Origin of the sequence: Paludisphaera soli (genome assembly GCF_011064595.1) — a bacterium.
GTDB classification, from domain to species: domain Bacteria; phylum Planctomycetota; class Planctomycetia; order Isosphaerales; family Isosphaeraceae; genus Paludisphaera; species Paludisphaera soli.
Genome location: NZ_JAALJI010000021.1, coordinates 95797 through 116921, shown reverse-complemented (window position 1 = coordinate 116921; position 21125 = coordinate 95797). Strand labels below are relative to the sequence as shown.

Genomic DNA, 21125 nt, shown 5'->3' with positions numbered 1-21125 from the left:
CGCGGCCGTCGGGCCGCGCCTCGGGGCGCTCGGGTCACTTCACTTCACTTGGCCTTGGTCGCGTCGCCGCCGGTCGCCGGGGCCGCGGCCGGGGCGGGGGCCTTGCGGACCATGACGATGTCGAGCACGTCGTCGGCGAACTGGCCGCCGAGAATGCGGTCGATGGAGTCGGTCTTCACCGAGTCCTTGTTGAGGATCGTGTGGATCTGGGTGGCCGAGGTGGGAAGGCCGTTGCGCAGGACGCCCTGGGCCTTGACGACCCATTCGTTGTCGGACGTGCGGAGCCAGACGCCCTCGCCGCGGCCCCCCTCGGAGTCGAACAGCCAGGACTTGATCTGCCCGGTCTGGGGGTCCCAGCCGATGAACATGGTGCCGGACGACTTCTTCTCGCCGTCCAGCTCGACCGAGTAGTTGCGGATCAGGTAGCTGCGGTTCTCCGCCCACTTGATCTCGGCGGAGACCTTGTCGTGGGCGCCCTCGTTGACCCACTCGCCGACCATCCATTCCAGGTCCTTGAGGCGCTCGTAGGGCTCCACGTCCTCGGCGACGGCGGGATACTCGCGCAGCTCGGCCATGATCCAGGCGTCCCCCTTCCGGACGAGGAGCCCGCTGTATCGGCCGTAGTCGGCGGCGTCGCCGGCGGGCCCGGCGAGCCGCGAGCGGCCCTCGACGCGGGCGACGTCCGGGGTGAGGAAGCGGATGGCATCGATGTGCGCTTCCAGCTTCAGCCCGCCGGAGCCCGCGAACGCCTCCTCATACATCGCTGCGATCGCCTCTTTCCCCTTCGTCTCGAAGCCGTCGGGGTCGACGATCACGGCGTCGTCGGTGTAGAGGGCGCTCAGGGCCTTGGCGTCGCCGGTCTCGTAGGCCTTGGCGAACTCGACCACGCGGGCCGTGACGGCCTTCTCCTCCGGCGTGGTGGGCTGGAACTCGGTCTCGACGGTCGTGACCGTCGTCGGCGACTGCGGGGGCGCGGGGGCCTGGGCCGGCGCGGGCACCGGGGCCTGGGCGGGCGGGGGCGTCGCCGGCGCGGGGACCTGCGAGTAGGCGACCGAGGCGAGACAGACGACCGCGAGGCCCGCGAGCGCCGCGAACGGCCTGGTGAGGGGAGTGGTCATGGATGGTCTCTCGCTGCGGACGTGTGGAGGAGGACGACCCGGGCCGCCGCCGAGCGGCGATCGCCCATCATGTCAGTCATAGTCCCCAACCGGGCGAAGGTCCAGGGGCCACCAGCCATCGCGCCGGAATCCGAGCCGACTTCAGGAGGTCCGCGGCGCCATCCGGGGAACGATGCTGCGCACCTGCGGGAGCGACGCGACCTCGGGGAGCCGATCGAGCGGGATCATGGCGGAGACGGCCCAGGTGACCTCGTGGGAGGAGACGACCCGCACGTCGAGGTCGCGGAGGGCGTCGAGGAAGGCGGGGAACTCCCCCCGGCCGTGGCCGCTGATGGTGGCCGCGACCGCGCCGTCGGCGACGATCACGGAGGCCGGCGGCGGCGTGGTCGACGTCCCGGCGTGGTGCCGGTAGGCGGCGTCCAGCGCCCGAGAGACGTGGTCCGGCAGGGGATTCGGGTCGAGCGGGGTCGTCATGATCAGGTCCCTGGAAAAGCGAAACCGCCGGCGCGAGGCGCGCCGGCGGGTCGGTCGAGCTTGGTTCCAGGGTACGGTCGGCCCGGATCAAAGGGAACCGGGACTCGTGATGCCCGGGGTGGTGATGTCGCCAGGGCTGACGCCGATGTCCACGGAGGGGACGGCCACGCCGGGGGTCGTGATCCCGAGGCCGGGGTTCCCCGTGCGGAGGAACGAACTGTTGAAGTTGAAGCTGGTGCCGGGCACGCTGACCGGAGGCGTGGTGATCACGCCGCCGCCCGTGTTGATGGTCCCGCCGCCGACGTTGATCGGGCCCGAGCGGAGGAACGTGGTCCGGCCGGGGAAGAGCGGGTTGCCGGGGTTCGGCAGGCCCGGGGTGGTCGGGTCGGTGGTCCCGCCCGGGAAGTTCGGAGTCAGCGGCCCGGTGTTGGTGTTCGGGGTGACGGTCGCGTCGCCGACGGTGGCGGGCACGCCGCGAAGGATGCCGGCCCAGGCGGACAGGGGGTTGAAGACGGCCGGGACGTCCCGGGTTTCCAGGTTTTCCAGGTTCGGGCGCCGGTCGCGATCGTTGGTCCGGGTGCGATTCATGGTGTTCTCTCCGATTGACCGCGACGCGGGGGCCGCGGTGGGATAGTCGGGCGGAAGGCGTGTGCGGCGAGGTGCGTCGGCGTCTGGCGTCGGGCCCCCTCGCGGATTACGCTTGACATTCGGTGGAACCTAGTAGCGAAGCGTGCGCCGAACGATCAGATAATGATGCGAAACTCCGTCTCCCGGCGACTTCCCGGGTCCGACGGGGCGAGATGCGAGGCGGTGGGGCGATGGGCGAGCGACGGACCTTCGTGCTGACGGATGCGATGCATGACGTGTGGGTCGAGGACTTCGCGGTCGACGGCGCGAGCCTGGAGCCGGAGGCGTTGCGGGGCTGCATGGTCTCGAAGCGCCGGCTGCGCGGCGGGCGTCGCGACGGCGTGGACCTGATCCGGGTGGAGACGGGGGGGATCGCGTTCGAGGTCGTCCCGACGCGGGGGATGGGGCTCTGGCGGGCGTCGCTGGGGGGCGACCGGGTGGGCTGGGACTCGCCGACGAAGGACGGCCCGATTCATCCGGCGTACGTCCAGCCGCACGACCTGGGCGGGATCGGCTGGCTGGAGGGCTTCGACGAGCTGATGGTCCGCTGCGGGCTGATGAACAACGGCGCCCCGTTCCGCGAGGGCGACGCGACCCACCCGCTGCACGGCCGGATCGGCAACATCCCGGCGTGGTACGTCGCGGTTCACGTCGACCTGGAGCCGCCCCATGCGATCACGATCGAGGGCCGGGTGGCCGAGTCTTTCCTGTTCGGCGGCGGCGTCGAGCTGACGACCACCTACACGACGACGCCGGGCTCGAACGCCGTGACCGTCCGCGACGAGTTCGCGAACGTGAAGGATCAACCGGTCGACATGCAAATCCTCTATCACTGGAACTTCGGCCCGCCGCATCTGGAGGAGGGCTCGCGGTTCGCCGCCCCCTTGAAGACGGTCGTCCCGCGCAACCCGAGGGCGGTCGAGGGCCTGGCGGCCTACGACGCCTACGGCCCCCCCGAGCCGGGCTTCGTCGAGCAGGTCTACTTCTGCGAGCTGCACGCCGAAGGGGGGAAGACGGCCGCGATGCTCCGCAACCGCGCGGGGGACAAGGCCGTGGCCCTGAGGTACGGCGTCGACGGCCTGCCCTGCTTCAGCCTCTGGAAGAACACCGGCGGCCTCCGCGACGGCTACGTCACTGGGTTGGAGCCGGGGACGAACTACCCCAACCCGCGCCCGTTCGAGAAGGAGCGCGGCCGCGTCGTCACGATCCCCGTCGACGGACGCCACGTCGCCGAGACCACGCTGGAAGTCCTCGCCGGCCGCGCCGCCGTCGCCGCCCTGGAGGCCGAGATCGCCCGCATCCAGGCCCAGGGCGAACCCGTCGTCCACCCGAAGTCCTCCGAGCCCTTCGCGGGCTGAGAGGAGGGCTCCGTGGGGGGGGATGATTTCCCTTCGCCCTCGGTGGGGGAAGGACCGCGAAGCGGTCGATGAGGGGGACCATCAAGGGGGACGAACCGAACGGCCGACGGCTCCGGTCAACCGCCCGGATGGCCGGCCCGGCTGAGGCTCCGAGGGCATCCGTGCTCGTCTTCCCCCTCATCCGGCCCTTCGGGCCACCTTCCCCCGCGAGGGGGGAAGGGCGTTGGATAGGCAGACGACTCTTGATGCGAGGGCCCGCTCGCTCGACCCGTGGGGCGGGCGGCCCGCCCGCCGGGGGGGCGTCGGGGGCGAGGCCGTCCGGCTCCAACGAAGGCCGGCCCGGCTGAGGCTCCGACGGCATCCGTGCTCGTCTTCCCCCTCATCCGGCCCTTCGGGCCACCTTCCCCCGCGAGGGGGGAAGGGGTTGGAGGGATCAGGCCCGGCGGCGGGCGAAGGCGAGCAATCCGGCCCCGCCGAGGGCGAGGAGGGCTGCGGAGGTGGGCTCGGGGACGACGCGAAGCGTCCGGTTGCGGCCGACGGCGACGCGGACGTCGTTGCTGGTGTCGCCGTCGCCGTCGTCGGAGTAGACGTCGAAGGGGGTCGGGCCGTAGAGCACCGTCCCGTAGGCGAACGGGATCGAGACGCCGTCGGCGTCGAAGTCGAGGCCGACCCGGCCGTAGAGTCGGCCGAAACCGGGGCCGACCAACTCCCACTCCATCAGGAGGTCCCGCACGTCGGCCGAGATCACCTCGCCCGATCCGTCCCGGACGATGTTCGTCAGCTCGCCGCCGAGGAACGCGACGTTCGGGCTGATCGTGAACGGCCCGAAGTCGAGCGGCTTGGTCCCTTGCAGGACGCCGGTCGCGTCCAGGAACGGGACCGTGGTCGGCTGCGACGCGTCGTTCAGCGAGGGGTCGAGCCGGAACGTCAGGTCGCCGACCGCCTGGAAGGGGATGAACGGCGAGTCGACCGGCCCGGGGTTGAAGGGGGTGCCGGCCACCAGGGAGAACTCGAAGTCGGCGACGACTCTCCGGGTGAACGTCGTCATTTCGGCGTGGACGAGCGCGGGGAGGGAAAGGAACGCGGCCGTGCACAGGAGGAAACGTCGGCGCATCGGAAATCTCCGTTTTGGATCACGTCGCGATCGTCGCCCGTCGGCGACGCCCGAGGCACCGCGAATCCGGTCGAACAGGCGAGCAGAGGCCGAACGATGCTAGCCGTGCGCGGGGGCCGCTTCAAGGACCGTCTTGATCCTTCGTGAAACAAAGCGAATTTTTTTGGATGCAACGAGGCCTCAGGCCGTCGTCGGGTCGCCGGCGCGGAGGAGGCGGAGGGCGTTGGCGACGACGAGGAGGGTGGTGCCGACGTCGGCGAGGATGGCCATCCACATGTTGGCGATCCCGAACAGGGCGAGGACCAGGACGACGGCCTTGACGCCGATCGCCAGGGCGATGTTCTGGTGGATCATCCGCAGGGTGGCCCGGCCGTGGCGGACGAGCCAGGGGAGCTGGCGGAGGTCGTCGGCCATGAGGACGACGTCGGCCGTCTCCAGGGCGGCGCCGCTGGAGACGCCCCCCATGGCGATGCTGACGCGGGCGGCGGCCAGGGCCGGGGCGTCGTTGACGCCGTCGCCGACCATGCCGGTCGGGCCGTGGGCCCGGGTGTACTCGCCGATCGCCGCCACCTTGTCGGCCGGCAGCAGCTCGGAGCGCTGGTCGCCCACGCCCAGCTCGCGGGCCATGGCGGCGGCGGCGCGGGGGTTGTCGCCGGTCAGCATGACGGTGCGCAGGCCCAGGTCGTGCAGCTCCGCCACGACGGCGGCCGCCTCGGGGCGGGGGCGGTCGGCCAGGCGGATCCAGCCCAGGGGGCCGGACGCGGCGGTCACGGCGACCTCGGTGCCCACGTCCCCCTCGGCCCGGCCCATCTCGTCGTGGAAGTCGGGGCGGCAGAGGCCCGCCTCGTCGATGTAGCGGTGGCTCCCCAGGTGGTACTCCTCGGCGTCGATCCGCCCCAGGGCGCCCTTGCCGGGGATCGCCGTGTAGTCGTCGGCGGCGGGGACGTCGATCCGCAGGTCGCGGGCGTGCCGCGCGATCGCCTTGCCCAAAACGTGCCCGCCCCGGTCCCCCAGCGCCGCGGCGATCCGCAGGACGTGCGAGCGGTCCCCCTCGCCCGAGGCGACGACCTCGACCACGTCGGGCCGCCCCAGCGTCAGGGTCCCGGTTTTGTCGAACGCGATCGCCCGGAGCCGCCCCACGGCCTCCAGGAACTCGCCCCCCTTGATGAGCACCCCGCGACGCGCCGCGGCCGCCAGGCCGCTGACCACCGCCACCGGGGTCGCGATCACCAGGGCGCACGGGCAGGCGATCACCAGGACCACCAGCGCCTTGGCGAACCAGGCGAGGAAGACGCCCCACACCGGCCCCCCCGTCGCCCAGGAGTAGGCCGGCGGCAGGAGCGCCGTGAGCAGCGCCACGACGACCACCAGCGGCGTGTACCAGCGGGCGAACTGCGAGATCCGCCGCTCCACCGGCGCCCGCCCGGCCTGCGCGGCGCGGACCTGCTCGACGATCCGCGAGACCAGGGCGTCGCCGATCGGGCCGGAAGCCTCGACCTCCAGCGTCCCGTCGCCGACGACCGTGCCGGCGTAGACCGGGTCGCCGGGGCCGCGATCGACGGGCGTCGACTCGCCGGTGATCGCCTTCTGGTCGACCCCCGAGCGGCCCTTGAGGATCGTCCCGTCGATCGGGATCTGGTCGCCGGCGCGGACGAGGACGAGGTCCCCCTTCGCGAGCCGGTCGACCGGGACCGATTCCACGCCGCCGTCGACGATCCGCTCGGCCGTGGCCGGGGCGACCTCCAGAAGCCGCCGGATCGCCCGCCGGGCGCGGGCCACGCTGAGGGCTTCGAGCGACTCCGAGACGCCGAACAGGAAGGCGACGGTCGCCGCCTCGTCCCACTGGCCCAGCGCCACGGCCCCGGCGATCGCCAGGGTCATCAGCGCGTCGATGTCCAGCCGGAGCTGCTTCAAGGAATGCAAGGCGCGGGGGAACAGCCAGACGCCGCCGGCGGCGATCGCCAGGGCGAGGAAGCCCGCCGAGGCCGGGCCGGCCGTCGACGGTGAGAGGCCCATCCTCGTCCCAAAATGGTGCAGGACGAGCCCCACGCCCAGCGCGACGCCCGACGCCGCGGTCGACGCCAGGAGACCGCGCCGGGACCACCACGAGGCGGCCGCCTGGGCCTCCGGCTCGCCGACCATCGTGGTGGCCAGGCCGCTTCGCTCGGCCACGCGGGCGGCCAGCCGCCGGGGCTCGACCTGGGCGTCGTCGTAATCCACGGTCATCAGGCCGTTGATCAGGTCGAAGCCCAGGCCCTCGACGCCCGCCTCGCCCTTCAGGGCGGCGCGGAGCTGCCCGACCTCATGCTCGCAGTCCAGACCCCGGACCTGGAACGTGCACCGCGATCGACTCATCGGCCCCACCTCGTCGTCCCCATCGACCGAAGACCGCCCCCGACCCGGCCGGATGCGGCGATATCCCCCATGATACGGTATAATCCCAAACCGGTAAGGGGAACGGGCGGCGTGACCGGGAAGGGCCGACACATGGACGCGGGAACCGAGGCCGTTGCGGGAATCGGGGAGGACTCCGGGGCCGAGTGCCTGGTCCGCTACGGCCTGGCCGGGCGGGTCGGCTGGTTCGCGGCCGACGATGGGCCGACGCCGCTCCCCGCGCGCGGGGAATCGGTGGTGGTCCGGTCGAGCCGGGGCGTCGAGCTGGGCGAGGTCCTGGCGGGTGAGTCGCCGGGGCGGGGCCGAGCCGGCGAGGACTCGGTCGGTGCCTTCCGTGTGCTCCGTCGCGCCGACGCCGACGACCAGGCCCGCGCCCATGAGGCGGAGCGGCTCCGGGAGCGGCGGTTCGACCTGTGCCGCCGGATCGCCGACGAGGCGGGATGGCCGCTGGAGCTGGTCGACGTCGAGCCCCTGCTGGACTTCTCGACGGTCCTCCACGTCCTGACGTTCGACGACCTGGACCCGGCGCCGATCCGGGCCCGATACCGCATGTCGTGCGACTTCGACGTCTTCATCGAGGACCTGACCGACGGCTCGGCCGCGGGCGCGACGGCGACCGAGCCCGAGGCCGAGCCGGCCGCCGCGGGCCGCTGCGGGGACTGCGACTGCGGCGGCGGGGGCTGCTCGCGCAAGGCCGCCAAGCTCCAGACGCGGGCCGACGCGGCCGAGACGCTCCCCAAGCCGGGCGGCGGCTGCTCGACGGCCTCGGGCGGGGGCTGCTCGTCGTGCGGGGTCTCGGCCTGGAAGAAGGCGAAGGCCGGGCCGTCAGGGGCGGTCGGCGAATAGGGCGGCGGGCCCGGCCGCCGGGGCGACGCGGCGGGCGTCGAGGGCCGCCTGGATCTGGATCCGAACCGGGTCGAACGCCGGGTCGCGCCGGAACCATCGCTCGTACTTGGGGTGGGCGGTGATCGCGTGCCGGAGGTGTTCGCCGGCGGGGCGGAGCCACTTGCGGTTGGAAGCCGCGCCGACGGACTCGACGACGGCCAAGGTGTAGTACGCTCGCCCCCGCGAGCCGCCGCCGGCCTTGGCCAGGTCCAGGATCTTGAACGCCAGGGCGTGGGCCTCGGCGAACTGGTCGTGGGCGGCGAAGAGGATGCAGGCGTAGTGCAGGGCGTCGAGCCGCTCGGGGGCGAACCGGGCGTAGTCGAGCAGCCGGGGGTCGGCGATCAAGAGGTCGAGGTGCCGCTGGGCCTCCAGGGGGCGTCCGCGGCTGATCGCCAGGCACATCCGGTCGACCTGGGCCACGAGGTTCCCGGGGTCGAGGGCCAGGATCTTCTCGACCTCGAAGGCGGCGAGCGCCAGCCGGCGGGGGTCGAGCGGGAGCTGGACGCGGGCCGGGCCGTCGGGGTCGGAGCCGGCCTCGCGGATCCGCGAGGCGAGGACCGCGCGGGCGTCCAACTCGCCTCGACCGACCTCACCGACCTCGTCGGAGGCCGAGGGGGCGGCCCCAGGCGTCGGGGGGGTCATGGGGAGGTTGGCGCCGGTCCCGGCGAGATCGTCGGCGGGCCCGAGCAGGCCCTGGAGGAAACGCCTCGGCAGCACGCTCCGGAGCACTTCGTAGCGGCGCAGGTCCTGTTCGAGGCCGTCGAGGCTCGGGCCGTCGGCGCGGATGAACGCGCGGGTCTGGACGAACTCGGCCCGGTCGGGGGCCGCCGCGATCGCCAGGTTGCATTCCTCCAGGGCCTCGTCGTCCCGGCCCAGCTTGTCGAGGTTCCCCGCCAGGAACAGGCGGAGCAGGCTGTTGCCGGGCCTGAGCGACGTGCACTTCAAGAGGTTGGCCTGCACCTCGTCCCAGCGCGAGAGGGAGAAGGCGACGACGGCCGCGCGGTAGTGACACCAAAACGAGGAGGGCCGCAGGGCCGCCAGCTCCTGGTAGCGGTCGGCGGCGCGCCGGGCGGCGGCGTCGGCGGCCTCCGGGCGCTCCTCGCCGTCGATCTCGGCGGCGACGCCGTCGAGATAGGCGTCGATCGCGCGGGGGGGCGGGCCGGGAGGCGCGGCCGGGCCGGGGTCGCCGTCGCCGATCTGTGCGGTGAGCCGCTCGCGGAGGCTCCGGAGCGCGGCGGGGTGGACGGGCCCGCAGGCGCGGTCGACCGCCTCGCGGGCGCGGCGCCAGTCGTCGGGGACGTCGGGACGGAGGGCCAGGACTCGGCCGTAGCGCAGGGCCTGCTCCAGCAGGTACAGCTCCAGGTCCTCGCGGTCGGCCTGGGGGAGCAGTCGGAACGGGGCCTGGAGCCGCCAGTCGCCCTCGCCCTGGACCTGATAGCGGTCCAGGGCACCCAGGGCGATGGAGGTGGTCTCCGCGGCGTTGCGCCGCCGCGGCCCCCTTTGGCCCTGGCGTTGGAGGCCGAAGATGTTGGTGGACGGCTCGTCGTAGAAGTTCGCGAGCGCCTGCAACGCCTGGCTCCGGCCCCGGGCCTCGTGGTCGCGGCCCTGGCCGATGTAGAGGGCGACCCCGAGCGAGGCCGACCCGGCGAGGGCCAGCGCCGAGGCCAGGCCGATCAGCGGCCGTCGGCGGCGGCGGGCCCACTTGGCGGCCGCGTGAAGCCGCGAGGGCTCGGGGGCGAACGCCAGCGGGCGGTCGGCCCGCCAGCGGTCCAGGTCCTCGGCCAGCTCCAGGCCCCGGCCGTGCCGGGCCCCGGGGTCGGCCTGGAGGCCGTGGATCAGGATGGCGCGGAGCCCGGCCGGGAGGCGGCGGCCGGCGGCGGCCTCGGCCCGGCGGACGACCCAGGCGGCGCGTTCGCGGGTGGCGGCGCAGAGGCGTGCGGCCTCGCGGAACCCGGCGCGGCCGGGCCGGCGGGGCTCGACGACGTCGGCGGAGGGGGACCAGCCGGTGAGGGCCTCCAGCAGCACCAGGGCCAGCGAGTAGACGTCGGCCCGGTGCGCCCGGTCGTCGTCCGGCGGGGCGGGGCGGCCGTCGTCGGCGGTCGCCAGCGCGGCCAGCCGCTCGGGCGCCATGTAGGCGAGCGTGCCGCCGGCGTCGACCGCCGCCGCGCCGGGCTCGACCTTCGACCAGTCCTGGGCGAGGTTGAAGTCCAGCAGCATCGGCGTGCCTCCGGCCGTGATCAGGACGTTCGACGGCTTGACGTCGCCGTGCGCCACGCCCCGGCGCCGGGCGTGGTCGAGGGCCTCGGCCAGCCTCGCGACCGACCAGGCGAGCGCGTGGGCGTCGGTCATCGCCCGGAGGATCGCGCGGGCCGGGCTGGGGGCCCCGCTCGCCGCATGCTCGCGGGCCGAGACGGCGTCCAGGTCGTCCAGGTATCCCCGGCCGCGCGGGTCCGGGGCCGGGCCGGCCCCCGCGCCGATCGCCCGCTCCCGCCGCCGCGCCAGGAGGGTCGAGAGCGCCGCGCCGCCCAGGAAGGGCATGGCGATGAGCTGCAAGGCCCCGTCGTCGACCTCGGCGTGGGTGAGGATCTCGACGATGTTCGGGTGCTGCGCGCGGGCCAGCAGCCAGGGCTCGCGGGTGGGCCGGGTGGTGACCTTGATGACGACCGGGCGGTCCTCCAGGTCGGCCTGGCGGGCGAGGAAGACCCGGGCGAAGCCCCCCCGGCCCAGCTCGCGGTCCAGGACGTAGGGGCCGATCTCGTCGCCGACGCGGGGGAGCGGGTCGTCGTCCGGCTCGTCCCCCGGGCCGCCGAGCCGGCCCAGGAGCGAGTCGGGGCAGGCGCCGTCGAGGTCGAGCAGCCGCTCCAGCGCCCGGCGGTGCCGGGGGAACCGCGCCAGGTAGTCGGCCTTGGCGGGGGCGAGCCCGGCGGCGCGGGCCAGGCGGTACTCGCGGTAGATCAGCTCGACGGCCTGGTCGGCCGACCAGGGCCGGCCGTCGTCCAGGTAGGCCTCGGCGGGCGTCTCGTCGCCCCGCTCCCAGCGTTCGGCCAGGTCGGCGAGGGCCTCGCGGAAGTCTCGGGAGGGGGCGTCGGGCGGCGCGGCCGGGCCGCGCGTCGGCAGGAGCATCGAGGAGAGCCCGTCCGACGTCACGCCCATCCCCGGGCCTCCATCCGCTGGCGCGCCGCCTCGATGAACCGCCGCACGGTCTTCTCGTGGATCCCCAGCATCGCGGCGATCTCGTCGATCGTGCGGCCCTCGTGGCGGAGCGTGAGCACCTTCGCCTCGAGCGGCGGGCGGCCGGCCGTCAGCAGGGCCAGCCGCTCGCTCGCCTGCAGGTTCATGCTGGGCGACGGGTCGTTCGCGGGGACGTCCAGCGCGACCTCGCGGTCGCCCCGGCGGACGTACAGCTGCTCCTCGCGAGCCACGGCGTACTTCGCGGTCCGAGTCAGCCGCCGGTCCTGTTCGAACACCTTGTTGCGGGCCACCCCGGCGAGGAAGCCGCGCAGGTGCTTGGCGTTCTCGAACTCCCGCGAGCCCCCGCGCAGGTCGGCGAAGAAGCTCTGCCAGACCGCCTGGACGAAGTCCATCGAGTCGAACTGGTTGCGCAGGCGGCGCGGCAGGCGGTCGCGGACCATCAGCCGGACCTCGCGCTCGAACCGCCCCACGAAGGTGCGGATCGCGTCGTCGTCCCCCGCCCGGGCGCGGGCGATCAGCTCGGCCACGTCGCGCGAGAGGTCCAGCCCCTCGTCGTCCGAGTCGATCGCGATCTCGCCACGCCGCTCGCCCGCCGAGCCGTCATCCCTAGGCTTGAGCACTGGTCGTCCCCCGTCGAGTCGAGTGGAACGCGCCGGCCGGCTCCGCGACGAGGCTCGACGCCGCGCCCTCGGGCCGCTACCTCCAGGAATCGCCGCGGTATCGGGAGCCGCCTCGCCGCGAGGCCTCGCGCATCCCGCCGCGGGGGGTCAATGATCGCATGCAGGCAGACATCGCCATGCTGACGGTTAATTAAACCACCTACAGCTCCGGTTTTCCAGCCCATACCCCGCGATTTTCCGCGACCCCTCCACCTGCCCGGGATCTCCGGGTTGCGCCGGCTTGGCCCCCGGGAGACGCGGTTGCCCGGCCCCCACCTCCCGACGTACGCGCGCGGGTAATCCGCCGGCCCGGGAGACGCGCTTAAAAAATTCGCGGGGGCATGTCCGGTTTTTTCCGGCGGTTGCAACTGAGGGGTTGTTGCTCCTTCCAGGGCTGGAGGCGACGGACGCGAGGAAGACGCAAGGTTGCTTTCTCGGAGCCTCCCCATCCCAGCCCCCCCTCCCGAAGGAGCGCCCGCCGACGACTGCACGGGCCGACCTCAAGATTGCACCACGAAACGGCGACCAAGGCCGGGAGTACGCTCATGTCTCGCACCCAGGGGATGGACTGCGGCGTTTCGCACGATCTTCAGACCTACCTGCACGACATCAACGAGGTCTCCCTGCTGACGGCCGCCGACGAGCGTCAGCTGGCCATGGGCATCGCCCGGGGCGACAAGGACGCCCGCACCCGGATGATCTCGGCCAACCTCCGGCTGGTCGTCCGGATCGCCCGCGACTACCAGGGCCGGGGCATGTCGCTCGACGACCTGATCGGCGAGGGCAACGTCGGCCTCATCCGCGCCGCGGAGGAGTACGACCCCAAGTTCGGCACCCGCTTCAGCACCTACGCCGGCTACTGGATCAAGCAGGCCATCCGCCACGCCCTGATCAACACCACCACCACCATCCGGATCCCGGCCCACATGGTCGGCCTCCTGACCAAGTGGCGGCGGGCCGAGCGGCAGCTCACCCGCGAGCTGGGCCGGGCCCCCGGATTCGACGAGATCGCCTCCCACCTGGGCCTCTCCGAGATGCAGAAGTCGCTGGTCGCCAAGGCCAAGCGGGCCAACCAGGTCAAGCTGGAGAGCGGCGTGGCCGACGAGGACGACTACTGGTCGCCCGACGACTCCGTCGACCCCGACGAGGGCCCGACCGCCGAGCTGGAGGCCGGCGACGACCGCGACGACCTGCTCCGCCGCCTCCAGGTCCTCGACGAGCGCGAGCGGATGGTCCTGACCTTCCGCTACGGCCTGCACGGCGTCGTCCCGCTGACCCTCAAGGAGATCGGCGAGCGGCTGGGCGTGACCCGCGAGTGGGTCCGCAAGATCGAGATCCGCGCCGTCCGCAAGCTCGACGCCCCCGCGCTCCCGAACGCCGCCCCCAAGGCCGCCCCGCGCCGCCGCCGCCCCGCGGCCTTCCAGCCCCGGCTCTCGCTGGCCTCCGCGTCCTGACGACGCGCCGATCCTTCGCCCCCTCGCATCCACGCCCCGGCATCCCGGGGCGTGTGCGTTCCGCCCGCCTTCGACTCGCCGCTATCCGGCGGGAGGCCCCGGCCGGTAGTAGCCGACGTCCCGCAACCGGAGGTCGGGGTCGGCGTAGACGTGCAGCTCGCGGCCTTCGAACAGGTCGGGCTCCACCTCCCGAGTGCCGGAAGGGAGTCGGTGCTCGGCGAACCAACGGTCCTGGTCGGCGATCCAGGCCAGCTCGCCGGAATCGGGTTGGCGCCAGACGTCCATGACGTTCCCCGATCGGCCTTCCTCTCTCGGCGTCGAGAACGGTCGGCGTCTCATCGGGAAGGGCGGGACTCGCATCGGAAACCGTATCAGCCTTCCGATGCCCCGCGTCGTGCGAGCGCGGCCTCGACGGCGGCCCGATTCCGCTTGCCGCGGCAACGCCGCAGGTAGTCGGACCCCGACTTGCCGTGGCCGTCGGGCTGCCGGAAGTCGCCGCCGTGTTCCGCCAGCATCGCGACCACGGCCCATTCGCCGGCGCGTGCGGCGGAGGTGACGGGCGAGAATCCGTCGTGGTCGACGTGGTTGACGTCGGCCCCGCGCCCCAGGAGCAACCTCACGACCTCGAGTCGCCCGGCGCGGGCGGCGACCTCGAGCGGCGTCGCGTTGAATCGGCCGTTGTCGATGAAATCGACGGGCGTCCCCGCGTCGAGCATCGTCCGGACGCCTTCCACGTCGCCCTCTTCGGCGAGCTTCGTCAGGCCGCTGAACATGGGACGACTCCCGAGGGATTCGCTCAGGGCTTGCCGAGGACCAGCTCCAGCAGGCCCTCCAGGTTATCCGACGTGCCGTCCGGCTCGACCCCGAGCCGCTCGTTCGGCAGGCCGAATCGGTTCACCCAGTACGTCGTGTAGCCGAAGCTCTTCGCGCCGTAGGCGTCCCAGCCGCCGAACGCGGCGAACACGATCTCCTCTTTCTTGAGCTTCAGGTGCTCCATCCCCAGCGCGTAGGCGCGGGGGTCCGGCTTGTACGTGCCGTTGGCCTGGGTGCTCAGGAGTTCGTCGAACAGGTCGGCGATCCCGGCGTGCTCGGCGTTGGCCTCCAGCATCTTGGGGCTGAAGTTGGCGATGGTGATGATCCGGACGCCCGAGGCCCTCAGCTTGCGCAGGGCGTCCACCGCGTCCGGCCAGGGCTTCAGGTTCAGGTAGGCGTCGAGGAGGCTCCGCCGCTTCTCGAGGGTCAGCTCGACCTTCATCGCCTCGGCGGTGTAGGCCAGGGCGTCCTCCGTGACCCGGAAGAAGTCGGCGTGACGATCGGTGATGGATCGCAGGAAGCCGTATTCGAACTGCTTGGCCCGCCAGGCCCTGGTGAATTCGGCGCCCTTGCCCGGGAACGCCGCCTCGACGGTCGGGACGACGGAGTTCGCGTCGAAGATCACGAAGTAGTCGAACGCGACGGCCTTGAACCGCGGCTCCTCCTGCGCGAGGGCCGGGCCGCGAGGCGCGACGAGAATCGAGGCGAGCAGCGACCATCGGAGCGAGCGAGGGATCGTCATCGAGTCACCAGACTTTCGGGCTTGGGGTCGGGAAGGCGGGTTGCGCGGCCCTGATGCGATCGTCCTCGGTCACCAATGCCCGGCGTGCGCGCCGCCGTCGACGTGCAGGGTCTCGCCGGTCACGAACGCGGCCGATTCCAGGTACAGGACGGCGTCGACGATCTCCCGGACCTCGCCCATCCGCCCCAGCGGGTGCATCGCGGCGAGGGCGTCGAGCGGGTCGTGGGCGTGCATCGGCGTCTTCACGTTGCCCGGGGCCACCGCATTGACCCGGATGCCCCGGTCGGCGTACTCGATCGCCAGCGACCGCGTGACCGCGTCCAGCCCGCCCTTGGTGAGCGACGCCAGCGCGGACGGCACCCCCCTCACGGGCTGGCCGACGAGCGTCGTCGTCATGTTCACGATGTGGCCGCCGCCGCCCTGCGCGAGCATCTGCCGGACGGCCGCCTGCGAGACGTAGAAGAACCCGGCCAGGTTCACCGAGACCTTGCGGATGAAGTCGGCCTCGGTGTATTCGGTGAACGGCCTGGAGAGGAAGATCCCGGCGTTGTTGACCAGCGTGTCGACGCGGCCGAACCGCGCGACCGCGTCCCCGACCACCCGGGCGGCGACCGCCGGATCGGCGATGTCGCCGGCGACGGCCAGGACCTCGCCGCCGTAGGCGTCCGCCGTGATGGATCGGGAGTTGGCGACGACGCGATAGCCCCTCGCCAGATATCCGCCGACCAGCCCTTCACCGATGCCCTGGGACGCGCCGGTGATGACGACGACCTTCGTGTCTGCGCTCAAGACGAGCCTCGATCCGAGGAGTGGGATGCGCCCCGGGGGCGGATCCGAAGGAGATCGCCACGACGCCGGGAGCCGCATCGCTGCAAGATTCTAACGGGACCGGTCTTCGATCCATGATGAAAATCGGCCTTCGGATCGCCGCGCGGGCGAGGGACCACGCCTCGCCTCCCAGGTTCTGCGACCCTTCGGACGTGGACGACGCCGAAGGCGGGGCGGCCCGCGCCCTCGCGGCCGGCCGCGCCCGCCCCTTGCCCCGCCCGCCGCCGGCTGGTCCAATCGGGGCCGGGGTTCTCGGGGGGGAGGCGGCGATGCGGCGGAAGGCGAGGCGAGGCGGGATCGACGGCGTGCTCATCGCCCTGGCCGCGGCGTCCGCCGCGCTCGCGCAGGCCGACCTGGACGCCCCGCCGCGACGCGACGGCGCCGGCTACGCCGTGCTGGCGACCTCGCTCCTCGAAGGCCGGGGCTATCGGGCGATCGACCACCCCGAGGCCCCCCGGCACGCCCATTTCCCCCCGGGCTATCCCGCGTTCCTCGCCGTCGTCTGGAAGGCGACTGGCGTCTCCGACCGCGCGGCCCACGCGGCCTCGATCGCCTGCACCGTCGGCGCGACGCTCGCCGCCTGGGCCTGGTTCCGGACGATGTTCGGCCGTCGCGTCGCCCTCGCGATGGGACTGGCCCTGGGGGTCAACTGGGCCTGGTCGCGCACCGGCTCGGGCGTCCAGTCCGAGCCCCTCTACGAGCTTCTCGGCGGCCTGGCCCTGCTCGTCTCGGCTTCGATCAAGGGCCCGCGTCGGGAGGTCGCCCGCGGCCTGCTGCTGGGCGCGATCCTGGGCGCGGCGGTTTTGACGCGGCACGTCGGCGTGGGGATCGCCGGGGCGGCGGCCCTCGACCTGATCCTTCGCGGCCGGCGTCGGGCGATGCTCGCCTCGCTCGTCGCGGCCGGCCTGTTCGTCGCCCCGTGGGTCGCCTGGACGGCGGCGGTCGGGCGCGAGGGGGCGGGGCGGACGCAGGCGTCGCTCCTGTTCCCGGCGGGACGGGGGCCGATCGCGACGGTCGTCGAGCAGGCCGGCTTCTACGCCGGGCGGATCCCCGACGCCCTGACGGCGCCTTTGGTGGAGGTCGCCACGGTCTTCGGCCGGCCCGGTCCGATCCGCGCGGCGGCCCTGGCTTGGGCGGCGGTCGCCTCGGCGATCGTCGTCGGCGGCTGGCTCGTCGCGCTGGCGAACCCGCGCCGGAGGCTCGCGGGGCTGGTCGGCCTGGTCACGCTCGGCCTGCTCCTGGTCTGGCCGTACACCGAGGCGGGGCGGTTCCTGATCCCCCTGATCCCGGCCTTGCTGGTCGGGGCCGTCGAGGGGCTGGCGTGGGGCCTTCGGCGTCTGCGTCTGCGACGCGTTCGGACGCTCGCGGCCCGGCTGCTGCTGCTCGCGGCGATCCCGTACACGGCGTACTCGGCGGCCACCGCCGATCGCCGCCTTCGGGCCGAGCGCGACCCGGCGTTCGCCGCCGCTTGCGCCTGGCTCCGCGACGAGGCCGATCGCCCCGGGCCCGTCCTGACCCGGCACCCCGGCGAGGTCTTCCTGCGCACCGGCCGCCACGCGCTGGAGGTCGCCTCGTCCGAACGACCCGGCGACCGCGACGCCGACCCCGACGCCGTCGTCGCGACGATCCGCCGCCACGGCGTCGCCTACATCCTCATCGACGCCCAGCCCTACGCCCGCGCCGTCGCCTCGCCGCTGGAGCGATTCACCGCCGAACGCCCCGACGCCGTGCGCGAGGTGCTGTCCGTCGGCGACGTCCGCGTCTTCGAGGCCGGGGCCGCAGGGTGAATCCCCTCGCCCCCGGTGGGGCCGCAGCGGCTGGCGGTCAGGCCCCCTCCGCCGCGAGGCCCGGCGCAGGTCGACTTCTTGTCGGGAGAAGCCGCCATCCTGAGGAGAAGCGAACCGTCGACGCTCCTCACTCGACACGGGGCCGTTCGAGAGGGCCGGATTCGGGTGCCATTCGTCGCAACAAAAACGCCCGGGCTCGGCGGGTTGGCCGGGCGCGGGCGTTGGATGTTCGGGGGTCGGTCGGCGATCAGGTCGCGTCGGCGGACGCTCGTTCAGGCCCCGGCGACGGCCAGGATCTGGACGGTCGTGTAGGGCTGGCGGTGGCCGCGACGGCGACGCATGTTCTTGCGACGGCGGAACTTCTGGATGATGATCTTCTTGGCGCGGAACTGGTCGACGATCTTGGCCGTGACCTTGGCGCCGTCGATGACGGGGGCGCCGATGGTCGGCTCGCCTTCGCCCGCGATCAGGAGGACCTTGCCGAAGATCAGCTCGTCGCCGGCCTTGCCCTGACGGCGGTCGACCTGGATGAAGTCGCCTTCGGAAACGCGATACTGGTGGGAACCGTCTTCAAAAACAGCGTACATGGTCTTTCCGAAGCTCCTGGGCGGACGACGGCCCGCGCTCGACACGGCGGGATGTTCGGGATCGCCCGCCCCCCGACGTCACGTCTTCACTCTTCTCTTCACTTCACGGTGATTCGCCTTCACCGCGCGGAATCCCCTCCGCGCGAGAAGAAAACGCAAGCATAGCCTACGGCACGCCCCGAGATCAAGAGCGGCCGCGGCCCGCCGCCGCCAAAATCCACAGGACCCCACCACTCAGGCCGACGCATACCGGACGAACACGCCCCCCGCCCCCATCGGCCGGGTTTCGAGCAGCCGCAGCTTCCGGCGGCCCGGCCCCCCCGCGAACAAGGGACGCCCCTCGCCCAGGACGACGGGGACGATCAGCAGCCGGTACTCGTCGAACAGCCCCTCGCGGATCAAGGTCGCCGCGAGATCGGCGCTGCCGAAGACGAACAGGTCGCCGTCGCTTCGGCCCTTGAGGTCGCGGACGGCCGTCGCGGCGTCGCCGGGGAGGAGGCTCGCGTTCGCCCAGTCCACCGTCGCCAGGGTCCGCGAGGCGACGGACTTGGGCAGAGAATTCATCAGCCCGGCCACCTCCCCTTCCGGCCCCGCTTTCACTTCCGCGGTCCGCCAGTAGGCCGCCATCCCCTCATAGGTGACCCGGCCGAAGATCAGCCCGGCGGCCGACCGGAGCTGCTCGACCGAGAATCGCTCCAACTCCTCGCCCCAGACCTCGCCGTGCCAGTCGAGGTCCCAGGCCTTCGGCCCGTCGAAGAAGCCGTCGAGGGTGACCAGGTTCCACAGGATCAGCTTGCCCATCGTGATCATCTCCCTTCGCGTGAAAGGCGGCTATCGGCCGTCGATCTCGGATCCGGCTCTTCGCGCCCGGTGTTGACATCCCCCTCCGCCCGCCGATCATGAGGACGGCTGACGCTGGACGATGCGGATGCTCCTCCAAGTCCGGGACCGCAGCAAAGAGGGGGACGGAGCCGCCCGGAGGGGTGCCCCCTACCATTTCTCCCCTGACGGTCGGCAAGCCGCCCCCTCCGACGCGGGCGTTGCCCAGATCGTCCCCCCCTTGAACACTCGGGCGAGCCCTGCGGCGTGGCGCCTGCTGCGGCCGCGCCAGGTCGTGGAACGCCGTGCACCGGCCGAGTCTCTCATGCGGGTCCGTCCCCGGCTCGCCGCGGCTCTGGCCACCACGCCCGGCTCTTCGACGAACATCGGGGTGGAGGGACGGGCCCACCCTCGCGCTCCACGACATCCCGCCCGAACCACGTCGGCTCGGCCCCCGGATTTTCGACCTGACGGGCGCGAATCGAAGATCCTTTTCGGAAAATGATGGGGCCGATCGGGCGACTCCCCGCATGTCAGGGGCGAGGGTTTCGGGACTTCGAGGCGGAGGCGGGCGAAACGATGATCCGATCCACCCCCGCGCCGGGGGGCCTGCGGGCCCTGTTCGCCGGCGGGACCGCGACGGGATCGACCGACGACCAGTTGCTGCAACGGTTTCGGTCGCGATCCGGGGCCGGCGACCCGGCCGCCGAGGCCGCCTTCGCCGCGCTGGTGGATCGCCACGCGGCCATGGTCTGGGGGGTCTGCCGTCGCGGGCTCCTCGACCGGGCCGACGCCGAGGACGCGTTCCAGGCGACGTTCCTGGTCCTCGTCCGCAAGGCAAGCTCGGTCCGGGTCGACGACCGAGGCTCCATCGGCCGCTGGCTTTACGGCGTCGCCCGCAAGGTCGCCGCCCGCCAGCGGCGAGCCGCCGCGCGACGGCCCACGGTCGTCGTCGAGCCGGCGACCGGCGACGATCCCGCGATCGCCGCCCAGCGTCGCGAGGCGTGCGCCGCCGTGTCGGCCGAGCTGGACCGCCTCCCCGCGAAGTACCGACGCCCGATCGAGTTGTGCGATTACGAGGGCCTGACCTACGAGCAGGCGGCGCTCTCCCTGGGCTGGCCGACCGCGACGATCAAGAGCCGACTCGCCCGAGGCCGCCAACGCCTCAAGGGCCGGCTCGCCCGCCGCGGCCTCGCGCCTTTGGCGGGAGCCGTCGCCGCCGAACTCGCCCGCGAGTGCCGCGCCGGCGTCTCGCAGGCCGTGCTCTCCTCCACTTCCCGCGTCGCGACGATCGCTTCGGGACTGGTCCCGGCGGCCGTCGCCCGCCTCGCCGAAGGAGCGACCCAGGCCATGATGTGGAACAAGCTCAAGCCCCTCGCCATTCTCGTCCTATGCGGTGTCGGCACGTCGAGCCTGGCCGTGGCGTGGACCTTGCCTCGCCAAGCGGACAAGCCGCCCCCTCCCGTCACCGGTTCCGCTCCTGGCCAGGAGCGGACGGCCGACAAACCCGACACGCGTTGGGCCCGTCAACTGCCGAATGGGATGCGGCTGGAAATCATGGCGGTCTCGCCGATCCCCGATAGTCCGAAGACCTGGTGGCGGCCCGACGGCCGATCGATGAAGAGCCCTGATTTTCAACCAAACTTCCTGACCTCGGTAACGGAGTCGGCCGTCGTCTCCGACCGATCGACCCGGCTGGCGATCGTCTACCGAGTCGCCGGTCGGCCCGATGGGGGCCAAGTCCTCGCGCTCATCGACGGGGCGGACACGATCGGTTACAAGAATCTGCCGACCTCCGACGAGGATCCATCGACCACTTCGCACGCGATCCTGGCGACGTTCCCCCGATCGACGACCAGCCTGACGGTCCGGTTCCGTGTCTCGTGCGACGCCTGGGAGACGGTGAAGACTCTGGACACTCAGGCCAGCTCGACCGGCGGCGGCAAGGGGCGGAGCCTCATATCCAGCGGCGCGATCGCCGACGGGGGGGGTGGGTCGACTCTCTGCCTGGCCCACGACGTCGGGGGCAGCGAATCGCTCCGAGTCCTGGCCGTCGACGCGAGCGGCAAGGAACAATCGCCCAGCCGCGTCGGCTCCTCCTCGGCGGGCGGCTTCCAGCAACTCATCGCCAAATTCGCCCTCCCCCCGGAGGCCATCCGCGAATTCCGCGTCCAGACGCGCCCCTGCGACGAGATCCTGATGCCCGACGTCGCGACCAGCCCGATCGGCCCCGCGCCCCGCTGAGCGGGCCGCCCGGCGGTCCGGCCACGCCCC

Annotated in this window: 18 protein-coding genes; 5 read left to right on the top strand and 13 right to left on the bottom strand. The window is 72.8% G+C overall.

All coding sequences use genetic code 11. From position 1 onward, the window contains the following. Window positions 1-44: 44 nt before the first annotated feature. The 3 genes from G6O68_RS22760 to G6O68_RS22750 all read right to left on the bottom strand — a co-directional run bounded on the left by G6O68_RS22760 (window position 45) and on the right by G6O68_RS22750 (window position 2180). Window positions 45-1118: a YybH family protein gene (locus G6O68_RS22760; protein WP_165250949.1), complete on the bottom strand. Its 1074-nt coding sequence runs from the start codon at window positions 1116-1118 to the stop codon at window positions 45-47. A 141-nt stretch (window positions 1119-1259) separates the two neighbouring features. Further along, window positions 1260-1592, bottom strand: a complete 333-nt coding sequence (locus G6O68_RS22755) for a hypothetical protein (protein WP_165250948.1) — start codon at window positions 1590-1592, stop codon at window positions 1260-1262. A gap of 87 nt (window positions 1593-1679) precedes the next feature. Continuing rightward, window positions 1680-2180 carry a hypothetical protein gene (locus G6O68_RS22750; RefSeq protein WP_165250947.1) on the bottom strand — a complete coding sequence of 167 codons (501 nt, stop codon included), beginning with the start codon at window positions 2178-2180 and terminating at the stop codon, window positions 1680-1682. Between the two features lie 230 nt (window positions 2181-2410). On the opposite strand from G6O68_RS22750, the gene G6O68_RS22745 reads away from it, so the two are divergent. Further along, window positions 2411-3577: an aldose 1-epimerase family protein gene (locus G6O68_RS22745; protein ID WP_165250946.1), complete on the top strand. Its 1167-nt coding sequence runs from the start codon at window positions 2411-2413 to the stop codon at window positions 3575-3577. A 433-nt stretch (window positions 3578-4010) separates the two neighbouring features. On the opposite strand, the gene G6O68_RS22740 is transcribed toward G6O68_RS22745, so the two are convergent. Together G6O68_RS22740 and G6O68_RS22735 are read right to left on the bottom strand one after the other, a co-directional pair. Next, complete coding sequence (locus G6O68_RS22740) at window positions 4011-4691, bottom strand: PEP-CTERM sorting domain-containing protein (RefSeq protein ID WP_165250945.1); 681 nt, start codon at window positions 4689-4691, stop codon at window positions 4011-4013. A 180-nt stretch (window positions 4692-4871) separates the two neighbouring features. After that, the gene (locus G6O68_RS22735; RefSeq protein ID WP_165250944.1) at window positions 4872-7046 is read right to left on the bottom strand and encodes a heavy metal translocating P-type ATPase; all 2175 of its coding nucleotides are present in this window, start codon (window positions 7044-7046) and stop codon (window positions 4872-4874) included. A gap of 132 nt (window positions 7047-7178) precedes the next feature. On the opposite strand from G6O68_RS22735, the gene G6O68_RS22730 reads away from it, so the two are divergent. Beyond that, window positions 7179-7931: a PSP1 C-terminal domain-containing protein gene (locus G6O68_RS22730; RefSeq protein WP_165250943.1), complete on the top strand. Its 753-nt coding sequence runs from the start codon at window positions 7179-7181 to the stop codon at window positions 7929-7931. Here G6O68_RS22730 and G6O68_RS33360 read toward each other — a convergent pair. Then, window positions 7911-11123 (bottom strand): serine/threonine-protein kinase, encoded by a 3213-nt coding sequence (locus tag G6O68_RS33360; protein ID WP_165250942.1) that lies wholly within the window; start codon window positions 11121-11123, stop codon window positions 7911-7913. The genes G6O68_RS22730 and G6O68_RS33360 overlap by 21 nt on opposite strands. Next, window positions 11114-11782 carry an RNA polymerase sigma factor gene (locus G6O68_RS22720; RefSeq protein ID WP_240911455.1) on the bottom strand — a complete coding sequence of 223 codons (669 nt, stop codon included), beginning with the start codon at window positions 11780-11782 and terminating at the stop codon, window positions 11114-11116. The genes G6O68_RS33360 and G6O68_RS22720 overlap by 10 nt, the downstream gene beginning before the upstream one ends. A gap of 584 nt (window positions 11783-12366) precedes the next feature. Between G6O68_RS22720 and G6O68_RS22715 the strand changes: the two genes are divergently transcribed. Next, complete coding sequence (locus G6O68_RS22715; protein WP_165250941.1) at window positions 12367-13275, top strand: sigma-70 family RNA polymerase sigma factor; 909 nt, start codon at window positions 12367-12369, stop codon at window positions 13273-13275. Window positions 13276-13356: 81 nt separating this feature from the next. Here the strand turns inward: G6O68_RS22715 and G6O68_RS22710 are convergent, their stop codons facing one another. The 4 genes from G6O68_RS22710 to G6O68_RS22695 all read right to left on the bottom strand — a co-directional run bounded on the left by G6O68_RS22710 (window position 13357) and on the right by G6O68_RS22695 (window position 15619). Then, entirely contained in the window at window positions 13357-13560 is a 204-nt protein-coding gene (locus tag G6O68_RS22710; protein WP_165250940.1) for a hypothetical protein, read from the bottom strand. Between the two features lie 86 nt (window positions 13561-13646). Next, window positions 13647-14048, bottom strand: coding sequence for an ankyrin repeat domain-containing protein (locus G6O68_RS22705; protein WP_165250939.1), 402 nt, complete (start codon window positions 14046-14048; stop codon window positions 13647-13649). Between the two features lie 23 nt (window positions 14049-14071). Next, complete coding sequence (locus tag G6O68_RS22700; protein WP_165250938.1) at window positions 14072-14830, bottom strand: haloacid dehalogenase type II; 759 nt, start codon at window positions 14828-14830, stop codon at window positions 14072-14074. 69 nt (window positions 14831-14899) lie between these two features. Beyond that, on the bottom strand, window positions 14900-15619 hold the full coding sequence (locus G6O68_RS22695) for an SDR family NAD(P)-dependent oxidoreductase (protein WP_165250937.1): 720 nt from the start codon (window positions 15617-15619) through the stop codon (window positions 14900-14902). A 308-nt stretch (window positions 15620-15927) separates the two neighbouring features. Here G6O68_RS22695 and G6O68_RS22690 point away from each other — a divergent pair, with 308 nt between their 5' ends. Then, on the top strand, window positions 15928-17445 hold the full coding sequence (locus G6O68_RS22690; protein WP_165250936.1) for an ArnT family glycosyltransferase: 1518 nt from the start codon (window positions 15928-15930) through the stop codon (window positions 17443-17445). Window positions 17446-17717: 272 nt separating this feature from the next. Here the strand turns inward: G6O68_RS22690 and rplU are convergent, their stop codons facing one another. Together rplU and G6O68_RS22680 are read right to left on the bottom strand one after the other, a co-directional pair. Then, window positions 17718-18032, bottom strand: coding sequence for a 50S ribosomal protein L21 (gene rplU / locus G6O68_RS22685; protein ID WP_165250935.1), 315 nt, complete (start codon window positions 18030-18032; stop codon window positions 17718-17720). Between the two features lie 234 nt (window positions 18033-18266). Next, the gene (locus tag G6O68_RS22680) at window positions 18267-18833 is read right to left on the bottom strand and encodes a dihydrofolate reductase family protein (RefSeq protein ID WP_165250934.1); all 567 of its coding nucleotides are present in this window, start codon (window positions 18831-18833) and stop codon (window positions 18267-18269) included. Between the two features lie 597 nt (window positions 18834-19430). Between G6O68_RS22680 and G6O68_RS22675 the strand changes: the two genes are divergently transcribed. After that, window positions 19431-21095, top strand: a complete 1665-nt coding sequence (locus G6O68_RS22675) for an RNA polymerase sigma factor (protein WP_165250933.1) — start codon at window positions 19431-19433, stop codon at window positions 21093-21095. Window positions 21096-21125: the final 30 nt, after the last annotated feature.